Genomic DNA, 15,332 nt, shown 5'->3' on the forward strand with positions numbered 1-15,332 from the left:
GGGATCAAGAACTTGCCGTTGACGAAGCCATGCGTCGGTCCTAGAAGAGCAGCAACAGTTCCGTGGTGATTTGGCCGGTCGGCTTGCAGCCACGTTAAACAACTTGCTAAAGGGCCGTTTGCATCTTGTAACCGGCTTTGCGAAGGCATGGCCGGTTTTTTGTTGCCCTGACTGGCTGTTGCCCGGACCGGTGGACAACTGAAGGCCGGGCAAGGAGATGTGATGGTCGCTTTGCGCGCTCGAAAAACCAACAACGAGGCCGACCAGCCGTCGAGCCCGGTGTTGCGTTTCGGCGCCGACAAGCCGCTCAAGCTCGACGCTGGCACGCTGCTGTCGCCGTTCCAGATCGCCTACCAGACCTATGGCACGCTCAACGACGCGCGTTCCAACGCCATCCTCGTCTGCCATGCGCTGACCGGCGACCAGCACGTCGCCAACACCAATCCGGTGACCGGCAAGCCGGGCTGGTGGGAGGTGCTGATCGGCCCCGGCAAGATCATCGACACCGACCGTTTCTTCGTCATCTCGTCAAACGTCATCGGCGGCTGCCTCGGCTCCACCGGCCCCGCCTCGACAAATCCCGCCACAGCCAAGCCTTACGGGCTCGACCTGCCGATCATCACCATCCGCGACATGGTGCGGGCGCAGTTGATGCTGGTCGAGCATTTCGGCATCGAACAGTTGTTCAGCGTGCTTGGCGGCTCGATGGGCGGCATGCAGGTGCTGCAATGGGCCTCCAGCTATCCCGAGCGCGTCTTCTCGGCGCTGCCGATCGCGACCGGCGCCCGCCATTCTTCGCAGAACATCGCCTTCCACGAGGTCGGCAGGCAGGCGGTGATGGCCGACCCCGATTGGCACGGCGGCAAATATTTCGAGCATGGCAAGCGGCCGGAAAAGGGGCTGGCGGTGGCGCGCATGGCCGCCCACATCACCTATCTGTCGGAAGCAGCGCTGCATCGCAAGTTCGGCCGCAACCTGCAGGACCGCGAAGCGCTGACCTTCGGTTTCGATGCCGACTTCCAGATCGAGAGCTATCTGCGCCATCAGGGCATGACCTTCGTCGATCGCTTCGATGCCAACTCCTATCTCTACATGACCCGGGCGATGGACTATTTCGATCTCGCCGCCGACCATGGCGGCCGGCTGGCCGATGCCTTCGCCAGCACCAAGACGCGCTTCTGCCTGGTTTCGTTCACCAGCGACTGGCTGTTCCCGACCGAAGAGAGCCGCTCGGTCGTGCACGCGCTGAACGCGGCCGGCGCCTCGGTATCGTTCGTCGAAATCGAGACCGACCGCGGCCACGACGCCTTTCTGCTCGACGAGCCCGAACTGTTCGCCGCCATCAAAGGCTTCATCGCCTCGGCCGCTCGGGCGAGAGGGCTCGGCGCATGACCCCGAAAAGTTGCCGGCTTTTCGGATCAGGACCATGCGCCAGGCATCAGCGCATGACCCCGAAAAGTTGCAGACTTTTCGGATCAGGATCATGCGCCAGGCAAGAGGCGAACGCATGAGCGTCAACCGCGCCCAGCGCGTCGACCTCGAAGTCGTCGCCGATCTCATCCCGCCGCAGTCGCGGGTGCTGGATGTCGGTTCCGGCGACGGCCTGCTGCTCGAATTGCTGCAGGCGACCAAGAAGGTCGATGGCCGCGGCCTGGAGCTGTCGCAGCGCGGCGTCAACGAATGCGTGGCGCGTGGCCTGTCGGTCATCCAGGGCGATGCCGACAAGGATCTCCAATTCTATCCCGACAAGGGCTTCGACTTCGTCGTCTTGTCGCAGACCTTGCAGGCGACACGCAATCCGAAGCTGGTGCTCGACGAACTGCTCCGGATCGGCAACCGCGCCATCGTCTCATTCCCGAATTTCGGCCACTGGCGGGTGCGCTTTTCGTTGCTCTTCAACGGCCGCATGCCGGTGACCAGGGACCTGCCCTATTCCTGGTATGACACCCCCAACATCCATTTCTGCACCATTCGCGATTTCGTCAATCTGTGCGACGAGCTTGGCGCGACGGTGGAAAAGGCGACCGCGCTCGACGCCAATGGCCAGCGGATCGGCTTCTCGATGCCGTGGTGGTTCTGGAATTTTTTCGGCCAGCAGGCGGTGTTTCTGCTGAAACGATAAGAGCCAATCGTCGCAGATCGTCCCCTTATTCGAGAACGTCGGTGGCCTTGTGCGGATGCGCAACGCCATCGACCAGGACCACGTCGGACTGAGAATTCTCGGTGCGCAGCGGCAAGATCTCCTGATAGGCGCGCGAGCGGTACCATGCGCGCGCCTGCTGCATGTCTGGAAATTCGATCATGACGAGGTGGCCCGGCCAGGTGTTTTCAACGACTTCCACCTCGCCTCCGTGCACCACGAAGCGGCCGCCAAACGGTTCCAGCGTTTCATCGATCTTGTGCAGGTACTCGACGATCTGCGGCCCCGGCGTGACCTGGCGCATATGGGCGACGGCGTAGGCGGTCATGGCGTATCTCCTTGTGGTCGAAGGCCGGACAACCGGCTTGATGGGAGCAGTTTGCCGAGACGTAATGCGCTGGTCGATTACCCCAGAGGTAATGACACTGAATACAAAAACGAAGCGCGGCTGCCGTCACCTGAAAGATATTTCCACCTGGCACCGATGATTTTGGCACACCTGCGCTGTCCTTATCGATGAGCGCGCCTGGATGGTCCGGCGGCCGGGAACGAGAGGTGATCCATGGGATCGTTGCAAAATCAGAATGTCGTCGTCGTCGGAGGCAGCCGTGGTGTCGGCCGCTCGATCGCGGAGGCCGCTCTCAAGGAGAAAGCGGCGGTGCTGGCCGTTGCCCGCGGAAAACAGGCCCTGGCGCAATTTGCCTGGGAGGTCTCGGGCGTGAAGACGCTCGCGGTCGATGCTACGGTGGACTCCGCCCCGGATAAGGTCTTCGCCGCGCTTGAGCCGGACGTGCTGGTGATCTGTGCAGGCGCGCTGGCGCCTTCTGCGCCGGTGCATGAACAGAACTGGAAGGCGTTCTCGGCAAATTGGGACACGGACGTCAAGGCGTCGTTCCTGTTTTGCCGGGCCGCTCTGCGGCGTCCGCTCAAGCCGGGGACCCGGATCGTTCTGATCTCCAGCGGCGCGGCCTTGACCGGCGGACCACCGAACGCCGGCGGCTATGCCGGCGCAAAACGCATGCAGATGTTCCTGGCCGGTCATAGCCAGAAGGAGGCCGACCGGCTTGGCCTCGGCCTGCGCTTCATGGCGCTCGCGCCGATGCGCATCATGCCGGAAACCGGCGTGGGCAAGGCCGGCGTCGACAGCATAGCGGCCTATATGGGCATCCAGCCGGCGGACTTCATCGCCGCCATGACCGACATGCAAACGCCGGCCGATGTCGGACGGGCGGTGGTCGCACTCGCCACCGGCCAGCCGCAAGGCAGTTCCTTCATGGTGAGCGGTAGCGGGCTTGCCCCGGCCGCCTGAGGGGCGCGTAATGCAACGCTCGCTCGTAACCGCACAAGCCACATGACAGACGCTCAACCACCTCTGGAACCAGCACGCCAGCCGATCCTCGATCGGCTGGCCTTCGAGAAGGTCACGGCCGCCCATCGCCGCGAGCTCAAGCTGCATTGTTATCGCATGATGGGTTCGCTGCACGAGGCCGACGACCTCGTCCAGGACACGTTGCTTCGCGCCTGGCGCGCAAGATCGGAGTTCGACGGGCGAGGTTCGGTTCGCGGTTGGCTCTACATGATCGCGACCAACGCTTGCCTCAACGCCATCAAGGCGAGGTCGAGGGCGCGTCGCATTCTCCGGGAACCCGGACGGCAGCCCTCGCACGGGGCGGCCATAGGCGGGCCCGTAGCCGACATCGCCTGGCTGGAGCCCTACCCCGACGCCGAGCTTCCAGACATTGCCGGCAGCGAGCCAGGTCCGGAAGCCCGTTACGAGAGCCGCGAGGCCGTCCAGCTCGCCTTCGTCGCGGCGATCCAGGATCTGCCGCCCAGGCAGCGCGCCGCGCTGCTGCTTGCCGACGTCCTCGGATGGTCGGCTGTCGAGACGGCGCGTTTGCTGGGCGGATCGACGGCTTCGATCAACAGCGCGTTGCAGCGGGCCCGCGTAACGCTGGCGGCGCGCTATCCTCAGGGACGGCCGGCCAGCCGATCACGGCCCAGCCGCGAAGAAGGCCTGCTGCTCGAACGCTACATGCAGGCCTGGCAGGCCGCCAATCTCGACAGCTTGATCGAGCTGCTGCGTGAGGACGCCATCTACACCATGCCGCCTTGGCGTGAATGGTATCAAGGCCGCGAAGCGATCCGCGGTTTCTTCGAGACCGTCTGGCCGAGGTTTGGCGGCTTTCGCACGCTGGCCACCCGGGCCAATGCCCAGCCGGCGGTCGGGGTTTATTCCCGCAGCCACGATGGCCCTGAATGGCGGGCCCATTCCCTGCATGTGTTCGACGCAGCCGAGGGCGGGATCGCTTCCTTGACGATCTTCATAGGGCCGCTCGGGCCATCTCTGTTCCCGGCCTTCGGCCTGCCACCAGCCTAGCTTACCCCTGGGCCAGCCTTATCGGTCAAGTTCCGGGAAATATGGGTCCGAGAAAAACCTTCGGTCGCGCTCGCCTTGCAGGCAGTCGATCGGTGCGTCGATGCGGATCGTCCTCGGATCCACCTTGGGATACTCGATGCCGCTGACCTCGAGGATCAGTTTGCGGCGAGTGGCGGTGGCGAATTCGGAAGCAGCATAGATCGGCAGCACGAACGAGCCCGGCCCGCCGGTAACGCATTCGGCATAATACCGGTCGAGATGGCTGAAGGTGGGTGACGGGCTGATCAGGATCGGCAGCCCGTTGATGACGATGCCCTTCGCCAGCGCCGCATCGCGTGCCGTTGTGACCGGCAAGCCGGTGTTGTTTGGGCCGTCCCCCGAGACGTCGATGACGCGGCGTTTGCCGGTGAAGGCCGTGCCGTTGAAAAGCTCGGCGCCGAAAGCCACAGCACCGGAAATCGAGGTGCCGCGAAAGCTCCTGAACGGGCGGGCCGCGATCTTGTCGGCGAAAGCGTTGGCGCTCTCCTTGCTGTCGACGACCTGCCAGGCAATGACCGCATCGTCGCGGATGGTGCCGGCCCATTCGAAATAGGCGATGGCGATGCGGCCGAAGGTGCCGGCACGCACGGCGTTGATGAAGTCGGGGTGGCGCAGCGCCGCGACATAGCCGGCGCGCTGCAGGGCAAACTCCCTTTCATCCATTGACTGCGAGATGTCGACGGCCAGCACCAGCTCGACATCGACGGCAATTGCATTGGCCGGTGCGGCCGCAGGTGCCGCCGGGGTGCAGGCAAGGCAGGCGAGCAGGGCGAGAGCGTCAAGCATGGCTGATCGGAACGTTCCCATCTGAAACGATCGCGACAGTTTTTCGCCGCGATCGCGGCGAAATAAAGCTTGCCTTCTATTTCTTTCGGCCAGCCGAAACGATAACCGGCGGCGGTTCGATGGCACCTGCCCTGATACGGGCCGGCTTGAGTGGCGGTTGGCCGGCATCCTTGACGATGGTCAACGCCCGCCGGAAGAAGCGGGCATTGTGCTGGCCGCGGCCGATATTGAGGATCGCGGCGTCGGGAAGGCGCTTCTCCAGCATCGACAGCACTTGCCTCAGCGTTGGGCCGTCGAACGCGTCCAGCGCCTCGTCGATGATCACCCATTTCGGCCGTCGCAAGGCCAGCCTGGCAAAGGCCAGCAGACGCTGCTCGTCGTCGCTGAGCTCACGCTCCCAGCGCGCCGAGCGATCGAGCGAGGACGACAGGCGTTGCAGCCCGACATCGGCCAGCACCTCCGAGATCTCGGCATCGCTCGCCTCCGCCGCGCCGTCTGAATGGTTGAGCACCTCGCGCAGCTTGCCGAGCGGAAAATAGGGGGTACGCGGAACAAAGATCGGCGCTTCTCCGGCCGGCATGCCGATCCGTCCGCTGCCCCATGGCCACAGACCGGCAATGGCCCGGAAGAACAGCGTCTTGCCGGCGCCCGGATCTCCGGTGATCATGACCCGGTCGCCGGCGCGGATTTCGACATGCGGCTCGGCAAGCTTGGTGCATCCCTCCGGCGAGGCGATCTCGAGTTTCTCGAATGTCAGGCTGCCGTCCGGGTTTTCGCCGAACGAAATGCGCCGTTCCGTATCGTGCAGCGCGTCGGTGTCGCCAAGCGCGATGCGGAAGTCGGCGACCCGCATCAGCGTAGCGCGCCAATCGGCGATGCCGCCGATATTGTTGATGAACCAGCGCAGCGACGAATGGACCTGGTTGAAAGCGCCGACTGCCATCATCAAGCCGCCAAAGCTGATATCGCCGGCGAAATAGACCGGTGAGGCGACCAGGATCGGCGCGACGACAGTGATCCAGCCATAGGTGTCGGTAACCCAGGAAAGATTGATCTGGGCGCTGTAGATGCGCCGCATGGCGCCCAGCACCGTGCCGAGATCGAATTCGAGCCGGCGCCTGGCATCGGCCTCGCCATGCGCCAGCGCGATGGCATCGACATTCTCGTTGACGCGAACCACCGAGGAGCGCAGCTCCGCTTCACGCGTATAGCGATCGTTGTTGAAGCGGATCAACGGCCGCCCAACCAGCCAGCTCAACCAGGAGGCGGTGCCAGCATAAAGGATCGCCGCCCAGACCATGTAGCCGGGTATGGCCAGCGAATGGCCGCCTATGTGGAAGACGAAGCCGGAAGACAGCGACCACAGGACGCCAACGAACGAGGCAAGCAGGATGCAGGACTGCAGCAGGCCGATGCCAAGACCGGTGGAAAGATCGGAGAGATGCCCGGCATCCTGCTGCAGGCGCTGGTCGGGATTGACGCCGATGGCGCCGGCATGGGTCAGCCGGAAGGCACGCGCCGGCCGCATCCATTCGTCGATCAGGTCGAGCGTCAGCGCCTCGCGCAGCTTCAGGCGGAGCATCTGGTCGAGCCAGGTCTGGCCGACATTGAGCACCACAAGCCCGCCGGCGATGCCGGCAAAGACCAGAAGCTGATGCAGGAAAGCCGGCATGTCGCGCCGCGCCAGCGCGTCGTAGAAAGGCTGGTTCCAGCGATTGAGCAGAACCTGCCCGATCGAGCTCGCCACGATGACGGCGACGATGCCGATCGCTGCCCAAAGCAATTGTTTTCGCACCGGCGAGGTGGTCAGCGCTATCTTGATTGTTGCCAGCTGCTCACGCAGGCTGCTGGCTTCGATCGACGTGGCAAGCTTCTGGGCGCTGGCCTCGACATCCGGACGATCATCCATCGGTTAAATCCTTGCATTCGGAGCAATGCCAAACCGGTCATAGGGATCGGCCGCACGGCCTTCAATCGGACAGCAAACCTGATATCGTCAGATAGGCGTGAAAAAGCACGTCTCGGATCACGAACGCGTCATCCTGGCGGTGCCGGGTGTTCGGCCCGCGACAGCCGGCCAAGCGTCGGCGCGCCATGCGGCGAGAGAACCGGCACGAAGACGCGGCGGGACGCGCGCTGGGCGACCGGCACGCCTTGATAGAGCCGCTTCTGCGCCTCGACGACGATGACGCCGGAGAAGATCGGCCAGAAGCGCCGGCCGGCGCGTTCCAGCACATTATGGAACTGCATCATGAAACGTCGCGGCGACGGCGGGAAGAACAGCGCATCGGACCACGCCGCCGGTGTGAAATTCGCTTCGCGCAGCAATTCGGTCAGCTGGCCGCGCGAGAACGGCCGGCCATTGCCGAAAGGCGTATGCTCGAAGCGTGCCCAGACGCCGCGCCGGTTGGGCACGACGATGACGACACGGCCGGCCGGCGACAGCACCCGCCAGATCTCGTTCAGCGTCTCGCGTGGGTTCTCGACATGTTCGAGCGAATGGACGAGCAGCATGCGGTCGATGCAGGAATCGACCAGCGGCAGTTCCTCATCGAAGACCAGGGCGGTCGCCGTCGGCCCCGTCGCCGGCCAGACCACTGCGCCCTGTGTCGCCGGCATGAAGGCAAAGACGCGCTCGGCATCGCTGCCGAAGCGCTCCAGCCACGGCAAGGTGTAGCCGAGGCCGACCAGCCGCTCGTTGGGCACGACGGCCCATATCGAGGACAGCGCCATGGTGATCGAGCGTTCGGCCAGGCGGCCGAGCGTGGTCGAATAAAACGAACGGAGATCGACAATGTCTGAATGCATGCGCGGAACGGTAGCTTCGAAGCAGTCCAAGTTCAACAAAGGCAGATGACATCGGCTGGCAGGCGCCCTATGTCTGCGGCAATAAAGGGAGAGATGCGATGCCGGTCGAGATCGAACAATTCATGTGCCGCAGCGACAATTTCGGCGTGCTGGTGCATGACCCGAAAAGCGGTCAGACGGCGCTCATCGATGCGCCCGAGGAGGCGCCGATCCTGGCAGCGATCAAGCGCACCGGCTGGACGCCAACGATGATCCTGACCACCCACCACCATCTCGACCATGTCGAGGCCAATCTGGCGCTGAAGGAGCGCTTCAAGCTGCGCATTGTCGGGCCGGAAGCCGAAAAGGCAAAGATTCCCGGCATCGACGAAACCGTCGAGCAAGGCTCGGTCGTCCACCTCGGCGATGAGCGGATCGAGGTCATCGCCACACCCGGCCATACCGCCGGCCATGTCACCTATCATCTGCCGGCGTCGAAAGTGGCTTTCGCCGCCGACACGCTGTTTGCGCTCGGCTGTGGGCGGCTGCTCGAATGCAAGCCGCCGGTGATGTACGAATCCCTGAAGAAGCTCGCGGCGCTGCCGGCCGAGACGGTCGTCTATTGCGGCCATGAGTATACGCTGGCCAATGCCCGTTTCGCGCTCACCGTCGACCCGACCAATTCGGCGCTGAAAGAGCGCGCCGCGAAAGTCGAGGCGCTGCGCGCCGACGGCAAACCGACGCTGCCGACGACCATCGGCGAGGAACTGTCGACCAATCCGTTCCTGCGCTGGCACGATCCGGCGATCCGCAGGCATCTCGGCCTCGAGAACGCCTCCGACGCCGAAGTGTTCGCCGAGATCCGCAAGCGCAAGGACAATTTCTGAGCGGCACCAGGAGCTAGGGCATGACCAGTTCCGCCGAAATCATCGCCCTGCTCGGCCTGAAGCCGCATCCGGAAGGCGGCTGGTATGCCGAGACCTTTCGCGACGGCGCGGCAGGCACGCGCGGCCATTCGACGGCGATCTATTTCCTCCTCGAGAAGGACCAATTGTCGGCCTGGCATCGGGTCAAGGACGCGGCCGAGGTCTGGCATTTCTATGACGGTGCGTCGCTGGCGCTGTCGATACATCGAGAAGGCGGTCCCGTCATCGAGGAGATCCTCGGTACGGCGCTTGCCGCGGGCGAGCGGCCGCAGATCGTCGTGCCGGCAGGCTGGTGGCAGTCGGCGCGCAGCCTCGGCGAATGGACGCTGGTCGGCTGCACCGTGGCGCCGGGCTTCGATTTCGCCGCCTTCGAACTGGCCGAACCAGGCTGGCTGCCGGGAACGCCCTAGGCACCTAGCCCAGCAGCAAACCCAGCGTGATCGCCAGTTGGCCGGCATAATACAGCGTCCAGACTGCGTGGCGCATCCAGGCGCGGTGCGGCGAGATGGCGGGCAGCAGGAACTTTTCCGCGGCGAGCAGCCCGTCGGACAGCATGAGCAGGACGACGCCGCCGACGACCCAGACGCTGTTCAGGGTGAGCGCCGCAATGCCCATGCCAAGCAGCGCCGCGGCATGGATGCCAATCGGCAAACGCAAGGCCGGGCCGATGCGGCGCCGGAGCGCGAAAACCATCGCCACCGCCAACACGGCCATCGCCAGGGCAATAATTCCTCGCCACGGTTCGGCCGAGAGCAGCCCGAGGCCGCTGCCGGCGCGCAGGAACAGCACGACGTAAAGTACGTGCGCGGCAAGAAAACTGGCCGTGCCGCCAAGAAATGCCTTCTCGCCGTCGCGCGACAGGAAGGCGTCGCCGACGGCACTGACGCCCAGCGCGGCGACGAGCAGCCATGGGCCGCCCTGCTGCGCGACCAGCACCGCCAGCATCGCCACCGCCAATGTCCTTGCCGCCGACCGCGAAAGGCGCGGCGGCATGCCGAGGCTGAACGCGTAAATCACCGCCGCCGCCAGCGAAAACAGCAGCGTCGCATTGGCATTGGCATCGATGCCGCCGGGAAACGGCATCATGCGTTTGCCTCGCTCGCGGCCCTCTTGCGCAGGAACAGCGATTTCGCCGCCAGTGCCGCGCCGCCGGTGATCAGCACGCAGGCGGCGAGGATGCGCCATGACGGCTCGGCGAAGCCGGCGGCGATCAGCACCAGGGTGGACAGCAGCGGCGCGGCATAGCTCGCCGCCCCCAGCACCTGGATGTTGCCGCGCTTGACGCCGATGTCCCAGGCATAGAACGCCGCCCCCACCGGCATCAGACCGAGGCCGAGCACGGCCAGCCACTGGCCGGCGCCGGCGGGCAGCACCGTCTCTTCCAGCAACAGATGGCAGACGAGCGAAAGGGCCGCGGTGGCGGCGCAGAACCAGGTGACGATGCTGGTCGGCACCGACGGGAAGCGCCGCGACAACAGCGAATAGGACGACCACAGCACCGCGCAGACGCCCGCCATGGCATAGCCGAAGGCATAACGCGCGTCGAAGGCAAGCCCGCCGCCCTTGGTGACGATCAGGACCGTGCCGGCAAGGCCGAGCAGCGCGCCGGCGACGTGGTTCCAGGCCAGCCGCTCGCCAGGCATCAGCGCCGACCCCAGCACGATCAGCAGCGGCCACAGATAGGCGATCAGGCTGGCCTCGACGGCCGGCGCATTGCGCAGCGCGGTGAAGTAGAAGAAGTGGTAGCCGAACAGGCCGGCAATGCCGATCACCCAGACCTGGCGCGGTATCTTCGCGGCGCCATCGGCTGCCGGCATGAACAGCCGGGCAACCAGCCCGACGCAAGTGCCGATCGTGAAGGTGATTGCCGAAAGCAGGAACGGCGGCACGGCGCCCGAAGCATCCGTAAGCAGCGCCAGCAGCGCCCACATGGCGACCGCGGAGAAGCCGATCAGTGTTGCGCGCGCCATATCCGTCGCCCCCGTGCCCCGTTGGCGGCGCACCATCACGCCTATTCGTTCGCTTCGAACCGCTCCGCGCTGATCGTCAACGGGCCGATTTGCGTGCTGACCGTGGCGCGGATCGGCGCATATACGCCGCTTTGGCCGACCGGTGCAAACGTCACCATGATGCGGCTGCGTTTCTTCAGGTAGTTCAGCGCCTTGCGGTTCTTGCGGTAGCCGGCCACCGGCTCGAAGCCCAGCCTGCAGGTGACCGTATCGCCCTCGTAGCCGGTCACCGAGATCGACCCTTTGGACTCGTAGGTCAGTTTGAGATCGGCACGCATTTCGCCGTCATAGAGCTTCACCGTGCGCCCGCAGACCTGGTCGAGGCTGTCGGCATGGATGACGGTCGCGGCCATCGGATCGAGGACCGATACGAGATGGCTGCCGACCAGCGGTATCCAATTCTCGGGATTGCGCTTCTTCGGCTCAGGCACGACCTTGGTCGAGGTGACGACGCCGTTGGCAAACTGGATGTCGATCATCGATGCCTTCTTGCCGGACGTGTAGTCGGCGTGGAACGCTTGCGGCTGCAACTGCTTGCCCGAAATCTTGCCCTTCGACGAGATCGTGCCTCGCGTATCGTCGAACAAAGTGGCGAGCCCGGCGGCGGAAACGCTGCCCTCGATCGAATAGGTGTCACCCTCGTAATGGCTGGAGAATTTCGCCTTGGCCACGGAGAGGCCGAGGAACGACACCGAATATTCGCCCGTGAAGGATTGCGGCTCAGCGGCCGAAACCGTCGTCGAAAGCGCGACGGCCATCAGCACGACCAGGGCATGGAGGAAAGAACGAGGCATGGCGGGTCCTTGATTGTCGACCGGACGGGCGGCTCCGGTCTGGCATGTCCCTGTGCGACCGCTTATAGGCTGAATTCCGGCCTTAATGTGAAAGGCGCCGTCGGCAGGCAACGTTGGGGCTGGTCGACGGCCAAAATAAAAAACCCGCCTCGGCGGGCGGGTCGTTGGAGCCAATTGGCACCATACCAAAATTAGTACCATAGCTGCCGGCACAAAGCAAGAACAAAATGTGGCGACCTCGACGAATTTGCCGATCTGCCTCGGCCCGGCAGAGGGAAAGGGTTGCGGCTTCACTCCAGCTTGCGTTCCTCGCCCCACGAAAGTGGGGGAGAGGTGGCTCGGCGAAGCCGAGACGGAGAGGGGGAACCGCGCTCTACGAAAAGGCTCCTCTCCGGCCGCGTCGCGGCCACCTCTCCCCCGCTTCGCGGTGGGCGAGGAACCCAGGTCTTGAGAGATCCGCGGGACAGCAACATCTCCTCCTGAGGGGGCGATCAGCAGCTTCACCGACGACACCTACTCCGAAAGTGCGATTCCCCATCCCCGAAGCAACCCCAAGCTTGACGCCTCGGCGAAATGCAACTATGGAACGCCAACTTTTTCCATAAGGCCGCCTGACCGAAACCGCGCGCCACCCGGCGCGGGTCGAATGTTTGGCCAGGACCGAGAACCGAAGGTTAGAACCATGTCCCGCACCTGCGAACTCACTGCCAAGGCAGTCATGTCCGGCAACAATGTGAGCCACGCCAACAACAAGACCAAGCGTCGCTTCCTGCCCAATCTCGTCAATGTGACGCTGATCTCGGAAGCGCTGAACCAGAATGTGCGCCTGCGCATTTCGGCCAACGCGCTGCGTTCGGTCGAGCATCGCGGCGGCCTCGATGCCTTCCTGGCCAAGGCCGATGCCAAGGAATTGTCGCAGCGCGCCCGCCTGTTGAAGAAGCAGATCGCCAAGAAGCTCGCCGAACAGCCGGCCGCCTGAGTTTTTCGGCGGCAGCCGCCTTCCAGGGCGTGATCCGGTTCCGGATCGCGTTCCGCTGGTTCCATTACCCAGGATAAAAAAATGACTTTCCTCTCGCGGTACCTGCCCTTCGTGGCGGCCATGGCGCTCGTCGTCGTGGCCTCGAACATCCTTGTGCAGTTCCCGATGCAGGGTTCAATCGGCGGGTTGTCGCTGGCTGACATCCTGACCTGGGGCGCCTTCACCTATCCGTTCTCCTTCCTGGTCACCGATCTCGCCAACCGCCGCTACGGCCCGGCGGTGGCGCGCAGGATCGTCTTTGTCGGCTTCATGACAGCGGTGGTCTGCTCGATCGTCATCCCACCGCTGCTGTTTCGCCACGGCCTGATCGAATTCGAGACCGCCGCCGACCGGCTGGTGCGCATTGCCGCGGCGTCGGGTGCCGCCTTCCTCACCGCTCAGTTGCTCGACGTCACCGTGTTCAACCGGCTGCGCCGGCAGAGCTGGTGGCGCGCGCCGATCGTCGGCACGCTGGTCGGCTCCGTTTTCGATACGGTGGTGTTTTTCACCGTCGCCTTCGCGGCGGCTTTCGCCTTCGCCGGGCCGAACGACGGCTTTGCGCTGGAAACCGCACCGCTGATGGGCGTGCTGCCGGTCGAGACGATGCGCTGGGTCTCCTGGGCGCTCGGCGATCTCAGCGTCAAGCTGGTCATAGCGGTGGTGGCGCTGATCCCCTACCGGCTGCTTGCCGCCCGCTGGAGCCAGCCGGCACTGGCGGCATAGAGCATGATCCCGAAAAGTGGGAACCGGTTTTCGGACAAGATCATGCTCAAAGACTATCGAGCATGATCCCCTGGCTTCAACTGGACTCGGCAAAAACGCCTGACGGCGGACAGGAACTCCGCCTGAAGCGGCGCGGCAGCGAATTCTCGATCATGCTTGGCGCGAACGAGCTTATGAATAGCCGGCTCAGCGGTTCCGAAGAGGCGCTGGCGAAACTGTCCTGTCAAAGGATTGCCGGCCGCCGGACCCCAAACATCCTGATCGGCGGCCTCGGCATGGGCTTTACCTTGCGCGCAGCGCTGGCCGAGCTCGGCGACGATGCGCAGGTCACCGTTGCCGAATTGGTGCCGGCGGTCGTGGCGTGGGCGCGCGGCCCGATGGCCGAAGTTTTCGACGGTTGCCTTGACGACCGGCGTGTCGGCATTCGCGAGGCCGATGTCGGGCAGCTCATTCGATCGCAAGCTTCGGCCTGGGACGCGATCCTGCTCGATGTCGACAACGGCCCCGAGGGCATCGTCTACAAGGCCAACGATGCGCTCTACGACGCAGCCGGCCTCAGCGCCGCACGCGCTGCGCTCAAACCCGGCGGTGTGCTGGCGGTCTGGTCGCAAGGCCCTGACGCAGCTTTCACCCGGCGGCTCAGGCAGGCCGGCTTCACGGTCGAGGAGGTCAAGGTGCGGGCTCACGGCAAGCGCGGCGCCCGTCACATCGTCTGGCTCGCGAGCAAAGGGCAATAGGCCACCTCGCAATCCGGGCGGGCCTTGTGGACGCCGCCCGGTACGCCCACGAACCTCTACTTCGCCTTCTGAAGCTCGGCGGCGAGCGCCTGCAGCAGCCCGCGTGTGCCCTCCTCGCGCCCTTGCGCTGAATCGACGCCATCGAAGAACGCACCCTGTTCGGTATAGGTCAGGCGGGTGCCCTCGCCGGAAGGTGCAAGCTCGACCGTGGTGAGCGACGCCGACAGCGGCTGCGCCCCGACCGCCATCCGGTATGAAAATACGATGCGCCGGTCAGGGACGATGTCCTGGAACTGCGCATCGAGCCTGATCTCCGGGCCGCCCTGGTAGCTGAACCGCGAAACCTCGCCGCCGCCGACACGGAAATCGAAGGTGAATTCGGCGATGGTGAAGCCGTCGCCTTCGACGCGCCAGCGCCGCACCGTCGCCTTGTCGGCAAAGGCGAAGAAGACGCGCTCGGGCGATTGCGGATAGGTCCGCTCGATCGTGAAGGTCGAATGGATGACGGAGTGCTCGTCGTTAACAGGGGCAATCTGGTTCATTTCTTTTCGTCCTTTTCCTGCTCGTGGATTGTTGCTTTCGATTGGTCAGTCTCCGCCAGGATCTGGCCGAGACGGTCGAGCTGGCGTTCGGCCGGCGTACGGCGCGCGGCGATCCAGTCGGCAAGCGGGGCTAGCCCGCCGGGCTCGATCCGGCAGGTGCGCACGCGCCCGATCTTTTCGCTGCGGATCAGCCCGCACGCTTCAAGCACCTGGAGGTGCTGGAGCACGGCGGCGAAGGTCATGCCGAACGGCTCCGCCAACTGGCTGACGGTGGCCGGCCCGCGGCTCAGCCTTTCCAGGATTGCCCGGCGCGTCGGCTCGGCAAGAGCCCGCAGGATGCTGTCGATCTCGGAATACTTAAGCATGGACTTGAGTATTTCGCCGATGACACAAATTGTCAAGTCACGGCTAAAGTATTTTTGCTGATGGTGAGAGCCGGCTGGAAAACCCGCGA

At 64.5% G+C, this 15,332-nt stretch carries 18 protein-coding genes and 1 riboswitch; of the genes, 9 read left to right on the forward strand and 9 right to left on the reverse strand.

All coding sequences use genetic code 11. The features are described 5' to 3' along the window. Positions 1 to 52: 52 nt before the first annotated feature. Positions 53 to 130: riboswitch (SAM riboswitch) on the forward strand. A 92-nt stretch (positions 131 to 222) separates the two neighbouring features. Both metX and metW read left to right on the forward strand, forming a co-directional pair. Continuing rightward, positions 223 to 1,392: a homoserine O-acetyltransferase MetX gene (metX, locus tag NKI52_RS00605; protein WP_023677910.1), complete on the forward strand. Its 1,170-nt coding sequence runs from the start codon at positions 223 to 225 to the stop codon at positions 1,390 to 1,392. A gap of 115 nt (positions 1,393 to 1,507) precedes the next feature. After that, on the forward strand, positions 1,508 to 2,122 hold the full coding sequence (gene metW, locus NKI52_RS00610; RefSeq protein WP_023677909.1) for a methionine biosynthesis protein MetW: 615 nt from the start codon (positions 1,508 to 1,510) through the stop codon (positions 2,120 to 2,122). A gap of 25 nt (positions 2,123 to 2,147) precedes the next feature. Here metW and NKI52_RS00615 read toward each other — a convergent pair whose 3' ends face one another. After that, the gene (locus NKI52_RS00615; protein WP_023677908.1) at positions 2,148 to 2,468 is read right to left on the reverse strand and encodes a DUF1330 domain-containing protein; all 321 of its coding nucleotides are present in this window, start codon (positions 2,466 to 2,468) and stop codon (positions 2,148 to 2,150) included. Positions 2,469 to 2,702: 234 nt separating this feature from the next. On the opposite strand from NKI52_RS00615, the gene NKI52_RS00620 reads away from it, so the two are divergent. Together NKI52_RS00620 and NKI52_RS00625 are read left to right on the forward strand one after the other, a co-directional pair. Further along, positions 2,703 to 3,449, forward strand: coding sequence for an SDR family NAD(P)-dependent oxidoreductase (locus NKI52_RS00620; RefSeq protein WP_023677907.1), 747 nt, complete (start codon positions 2,703 to 2,705; stop codon positions 3,447 to 3,449). Between the two features lie 42 nt (positions 3,450 to 3,491). Continuing rightward, a complete protein-coding gene (locus NKI52_RS00625) occupies positions 3,492 to 4,517 on the forward strand; it encodes an RNA polymerase subunit sigma-70 (protein ID WP_023677906.1) in 1,026 nt (341 codons plus the stop codon). Positions 4,518 to 4,535: 18 nt separating this feature from the next. Here the strand turns inward: NKI52_RS00625 and NKI52_RS00630 are convergent, their stop codons facing one another. From NKI52_RS00630 to NKI52_RS00640, 3 genes are all read right to left on the reverse strand, one after another. Beyond that, positions 4,536 to 5,342: a DUF1194 domain-containing protein gene (locus tag NKI52_RS00630; protein ID WP_023677905.1), complete on the reverse strand. Its 807-nt coding sequence runs from the start codon at positions 5,340 to 5,342 to the stop codon at positions 4,536 to 4,538. A gap of 76 nt (positions 5,343 to 5,418) precedes the next feature. Continuing rightward, positions 5,419 to 7,251 (reverse strand): ABC transporter ATP-binding protein/permease, encoded by a 1,833-nt coding sequence (locus tag NKI52_RS00635; protein WP_352593900.1) that lies wholly within the window; start codon positions 7,249 to 7,251, stop codon positions 5,419 to 5,421. Between the two features lie 128 nt (positions 7,252 to 7,379). After that, a complete protein-coding gene (locus NKI52_RS00640; RefSeq protein ID WP_352451212.1) occupies positions 7,380 to 8,150 on the reverse strand; it encodes a class I SAM-dependent methyltransferase in 771 nt (256 codons plus the stop codon). A 98-nt stretch (positions 8,151 to 8,248) separates the two neighbouring features. Between NKI52_RS00640 and gloB the strand changes: the two genes are divergently transcribed. Continuing rightward, entirely contained in the window at positions 8,249 to 9,016 is a 768-nt protein-coding gene (gene gloB, locus NKI52_RS00645; protein WP_352570579.1) for a hydroxyacylglutathione hydrolase, read from the forward strand. A gap of 20 nt (positions 9,017 to 9,036) precedes the next feature. Further along, entirely contained in the window at positions 9,037 to 9,465 is a 429-nt protein-coding gene (locus NKI52_RS00650) for a cupin domain-containing protein (RefSeq protein ID WP_352696788.1), read from the forward strand. 4 nt (positions 9,466 to 9,469) lie between these two features. Here the strand turns inward: NKI52_RS00650 and NKI52_RS00655 are convergent, their stop codons facing one another. From NKI52_RS00655 to NKI52_RS00665, 3 genes are read right to left on the reverse strand one after another with little or no spacing between them, the layout of a single operon-like run. Next, complete coding sequence (locus NKI52_RS00655) at positions 9,470 to 10,141, reverse strand: lysoplasmalogenase family protein (RefSeq protein ID WP_352696790.1); 672 nt, start codon at positions 10,139 to 10,141, stop codon at positions 9,470 to 9,472. Next, the gene (gene yddG / locus NKI52_RS00660; RefSeq protein WP_352577248.1) at positions 10,138 to 11,025 is read right to left on the reverse strand and encodes an aromatic amino acid exporter YddG; all 888 of its coding nucleotides are present in this window, start codon (positions 11,023 to 11,025) and stop codon (positions 10,138 to 10,140) included. The genes NKI52_RS00655 and yddG overlap by 4 nt, the downstream gene beginning before the upstream one ends. 41 nt (positions 11,026 to 11,066) lie before the next feature. After that, positions 11,067 to 11,858: a DUF3108 domain-containing protein gene (locus NKI52_RS00665; protein ID WP_023677897.1), complete on the reverse strand. Its 792-nt coding sequence runs from the start codon at positions 11,856 to 11,858 to the stop codon at positions 11,067 to 11,069. A 682-nt stretch (positions 11,859 to 12,540) separates the two neighbouring features. Between NKI52_RS00665 and rpmB the strand changes: the two genes are divergently transcribed. The 3 genes from rpmB to NKI52_RS00680 all read left to right on the forward strand — a co-directional run bounded on the left by rpmB (position 12,541) and on the right by NKI52_RS00680 (position 14,336). Continuing rightward, the gene (gene rpmB / locus NKI52_RS00670; RefSeq protein WP_006328411.1) at positions 12,541 to 12,837 is read left to right on the forward strand and encodes a 50S ribosomal protein L28; all 297 of its coding nucleotides are present in this window, start codon (positions 12,541 to 12,543) and stop codon (positions 12,835 to 12,837) included. Positions 12,838 to 12,918: 81 nt separating this feature from the next. Next, positions 12,919 to 13,599, forward strand: a complete 681-nt coding sequence (locus NKI52_RS00675; protein ID WP_352574911.1) for a queuosine precursor transporter — start codon at positions 12,919 to 12,921, stop codon at positions 13,597 to 13,599. Positions 13,600 to 13,661: 62 nt separating this feature from the next. Then, the gene (locus tag NKI52_RS00680; protein ID WP_352574909.1) at positions 13,662 to 14,336 is read left to right on the forward strand and encodes a polyamine aminopropyltransferase; all 675 of its coding nucleotides are present in this window, start codon (positions 13,662 to 13,664) and stop codon (positions 14,334 to 14,336) included. A 56-nt stretch (positions 14,337 to 14,392) separates the two neighbouring features. Here the strand turns inward: NKI52_RS00680 and NKI52_RS00685 are convergent, their stop codons facing one another. Continuing rightward, positions 14,393 to 14,878, reverse strand: a complete 486-nt coding sequence (locus NKI52_RS00685; RefSeq protein WP_352570584.1) for an SRPBCC family protein — start codon at positions 14,876 to 14,878, stop codon at positions 14,393 to 14,395. Beyond that, positions 14,875 to 15,243, reverse strand: coding sequence for an ArsR/SmtB family transcription factor (locus tag NKI52_RS00690; protein WP_352570585.1), 369 nt, complete (start codon positions 15,241 to 15,243; stop codon positions 14,875 to 14,877). Before NKI52_RS00690 ends, NKI52_RS00685 begins: the two co-directional genes overlap by 4 nt. Between the last annotated feature and the right edge of the window lie 89 nt (positions 15,244 to 15,332).

This window comes from Mesorhizobium sp. M0590 (genome assembly GCF_040320905.1).
Lineage (GTDB): Bacteria > Pseudomonadota > Alphaproteobacteria > Rhizobiales > Rhizobiaceae > Mesorhizobium.

Coding starts and splice junctions, on each gene's coding strand:
- NKI52_RS00625 (WP_023677906.1), top strand. CDS start 3,492: ATGACAGACGCTCAACCACCTCTGGAACCAGCACGCCAGCCGATCCTC.
- NKI52_RS00620 (WP_023677907.1), top strand. CDS start 2,703: ATGGGATCGTTGCAAAATCAGAATGTCGTCGTCGTCGGAGGCAGCCGT.
- NKI52_RS00690 (WP_352570585.1), bottom strand. CDS start 15,243: ATGCTTAAGTATTCCGAGATCGACAGCATCCTGCGGGCTCTTGCCGAG.
- NKI52_RS00680 (WP_352574909.1), top strand. CDS start 13,662: ATGATCCCCTGGCTTCAACTGGACTCGGCAAAAACGCCTGACGGCGGA.
- gloB (WP_352570579.1), top strand. CDS start 8,249: ATGCCGGTCGAGATCGAACAATTCATGTGCCGCAGCGACAATTTCGGC.
- NKI52_RS00675 (WP_352574911.1), top strand. CDS start 12,919: ATGACTTTCCTCTCGCGGTACCTGCCCTTCGTGGCGGCCATGGCGCTC.
- NKI52_RS00640 (WP_352451212.1), bottom strand. CDS start 8,150: ATGCATTCAGACATTGTCGATCTCCGTTCGTTTTATTCGACCACGCTC.
- NKI52_RS00665 (WP_023677897.1), bottom strand. CDS start 11,858: ATGCCTCGTTCTTTCCTCCATGCCCTGGTCGTGCTGATGGCCGTCGCG.
- yddG (WP_352577248.1), bottom strand. CDS start 11,025: ATGGCGCGCGCAACACTGATCGGCTTCTCCGCGGTCGCCATGTGGGCG.
- NKI52_RS00685 (WP_352570584.1), bottom strand. CDS start 14,878: ATGAACCAGATTGCCCCTGTTAACGACGAGCACTCCGTCATCCATTCG.
- metX (WP_023677910.1), top strand. CDS start 223: ATGGTCGCTTTGCGCGCTCGAAAAACCAACAACGAGGCCGACCAGCCG.
- NKI52_RS00630 (WP_023677905.1), bottom strand. CDS start 5,342: ATGCTTGACGCTCTCGCCCTGCTCGCCTGCCTTGCCTGCACCCCGGCG.
- rpmB (WP_006328411.1), top strand. CDS start 12,541: ATGTCCCGCACCTGCGAACTCACTGCCAAGGCAGTCATGTCCGGCAAC.
- NKI52_RS00635 (WP_352593900.1), bottom strand. CDS start 7,251: ATGGATGATCGTCCGGATGTCGAGGCCAGCGCCCAGAAGCTTGCCACG.
- NKI52_RS00655 (WP_352696790.1), bottom strand. CDS start 10,141: ATGATGCCGTTTCCCGGCGGCATCGATGCCAATGCCAATGCGACGCTG.
- metW (WP_023677909.1), top strand. CDS start 1,508: ATGAGCGTCAACCGCGCCCAGCGCGTCGACCTCGAAGTCGTCGCCGAT.
- NKI52_RS00650 (WP_352696788.1), top strand. CDS start 9,037: ATGACCAGTTCCGCCGAAATCATCGCCCTGCTCGGCCTGAAGCCGCAT.
- NKI52_RS00615 (WP_023677908.1), bottom strand. CDS start 2,468: ATGACCGCCTACGCCGTCGCCCATATGCGCCAGGTCACGCCGGGGCCG.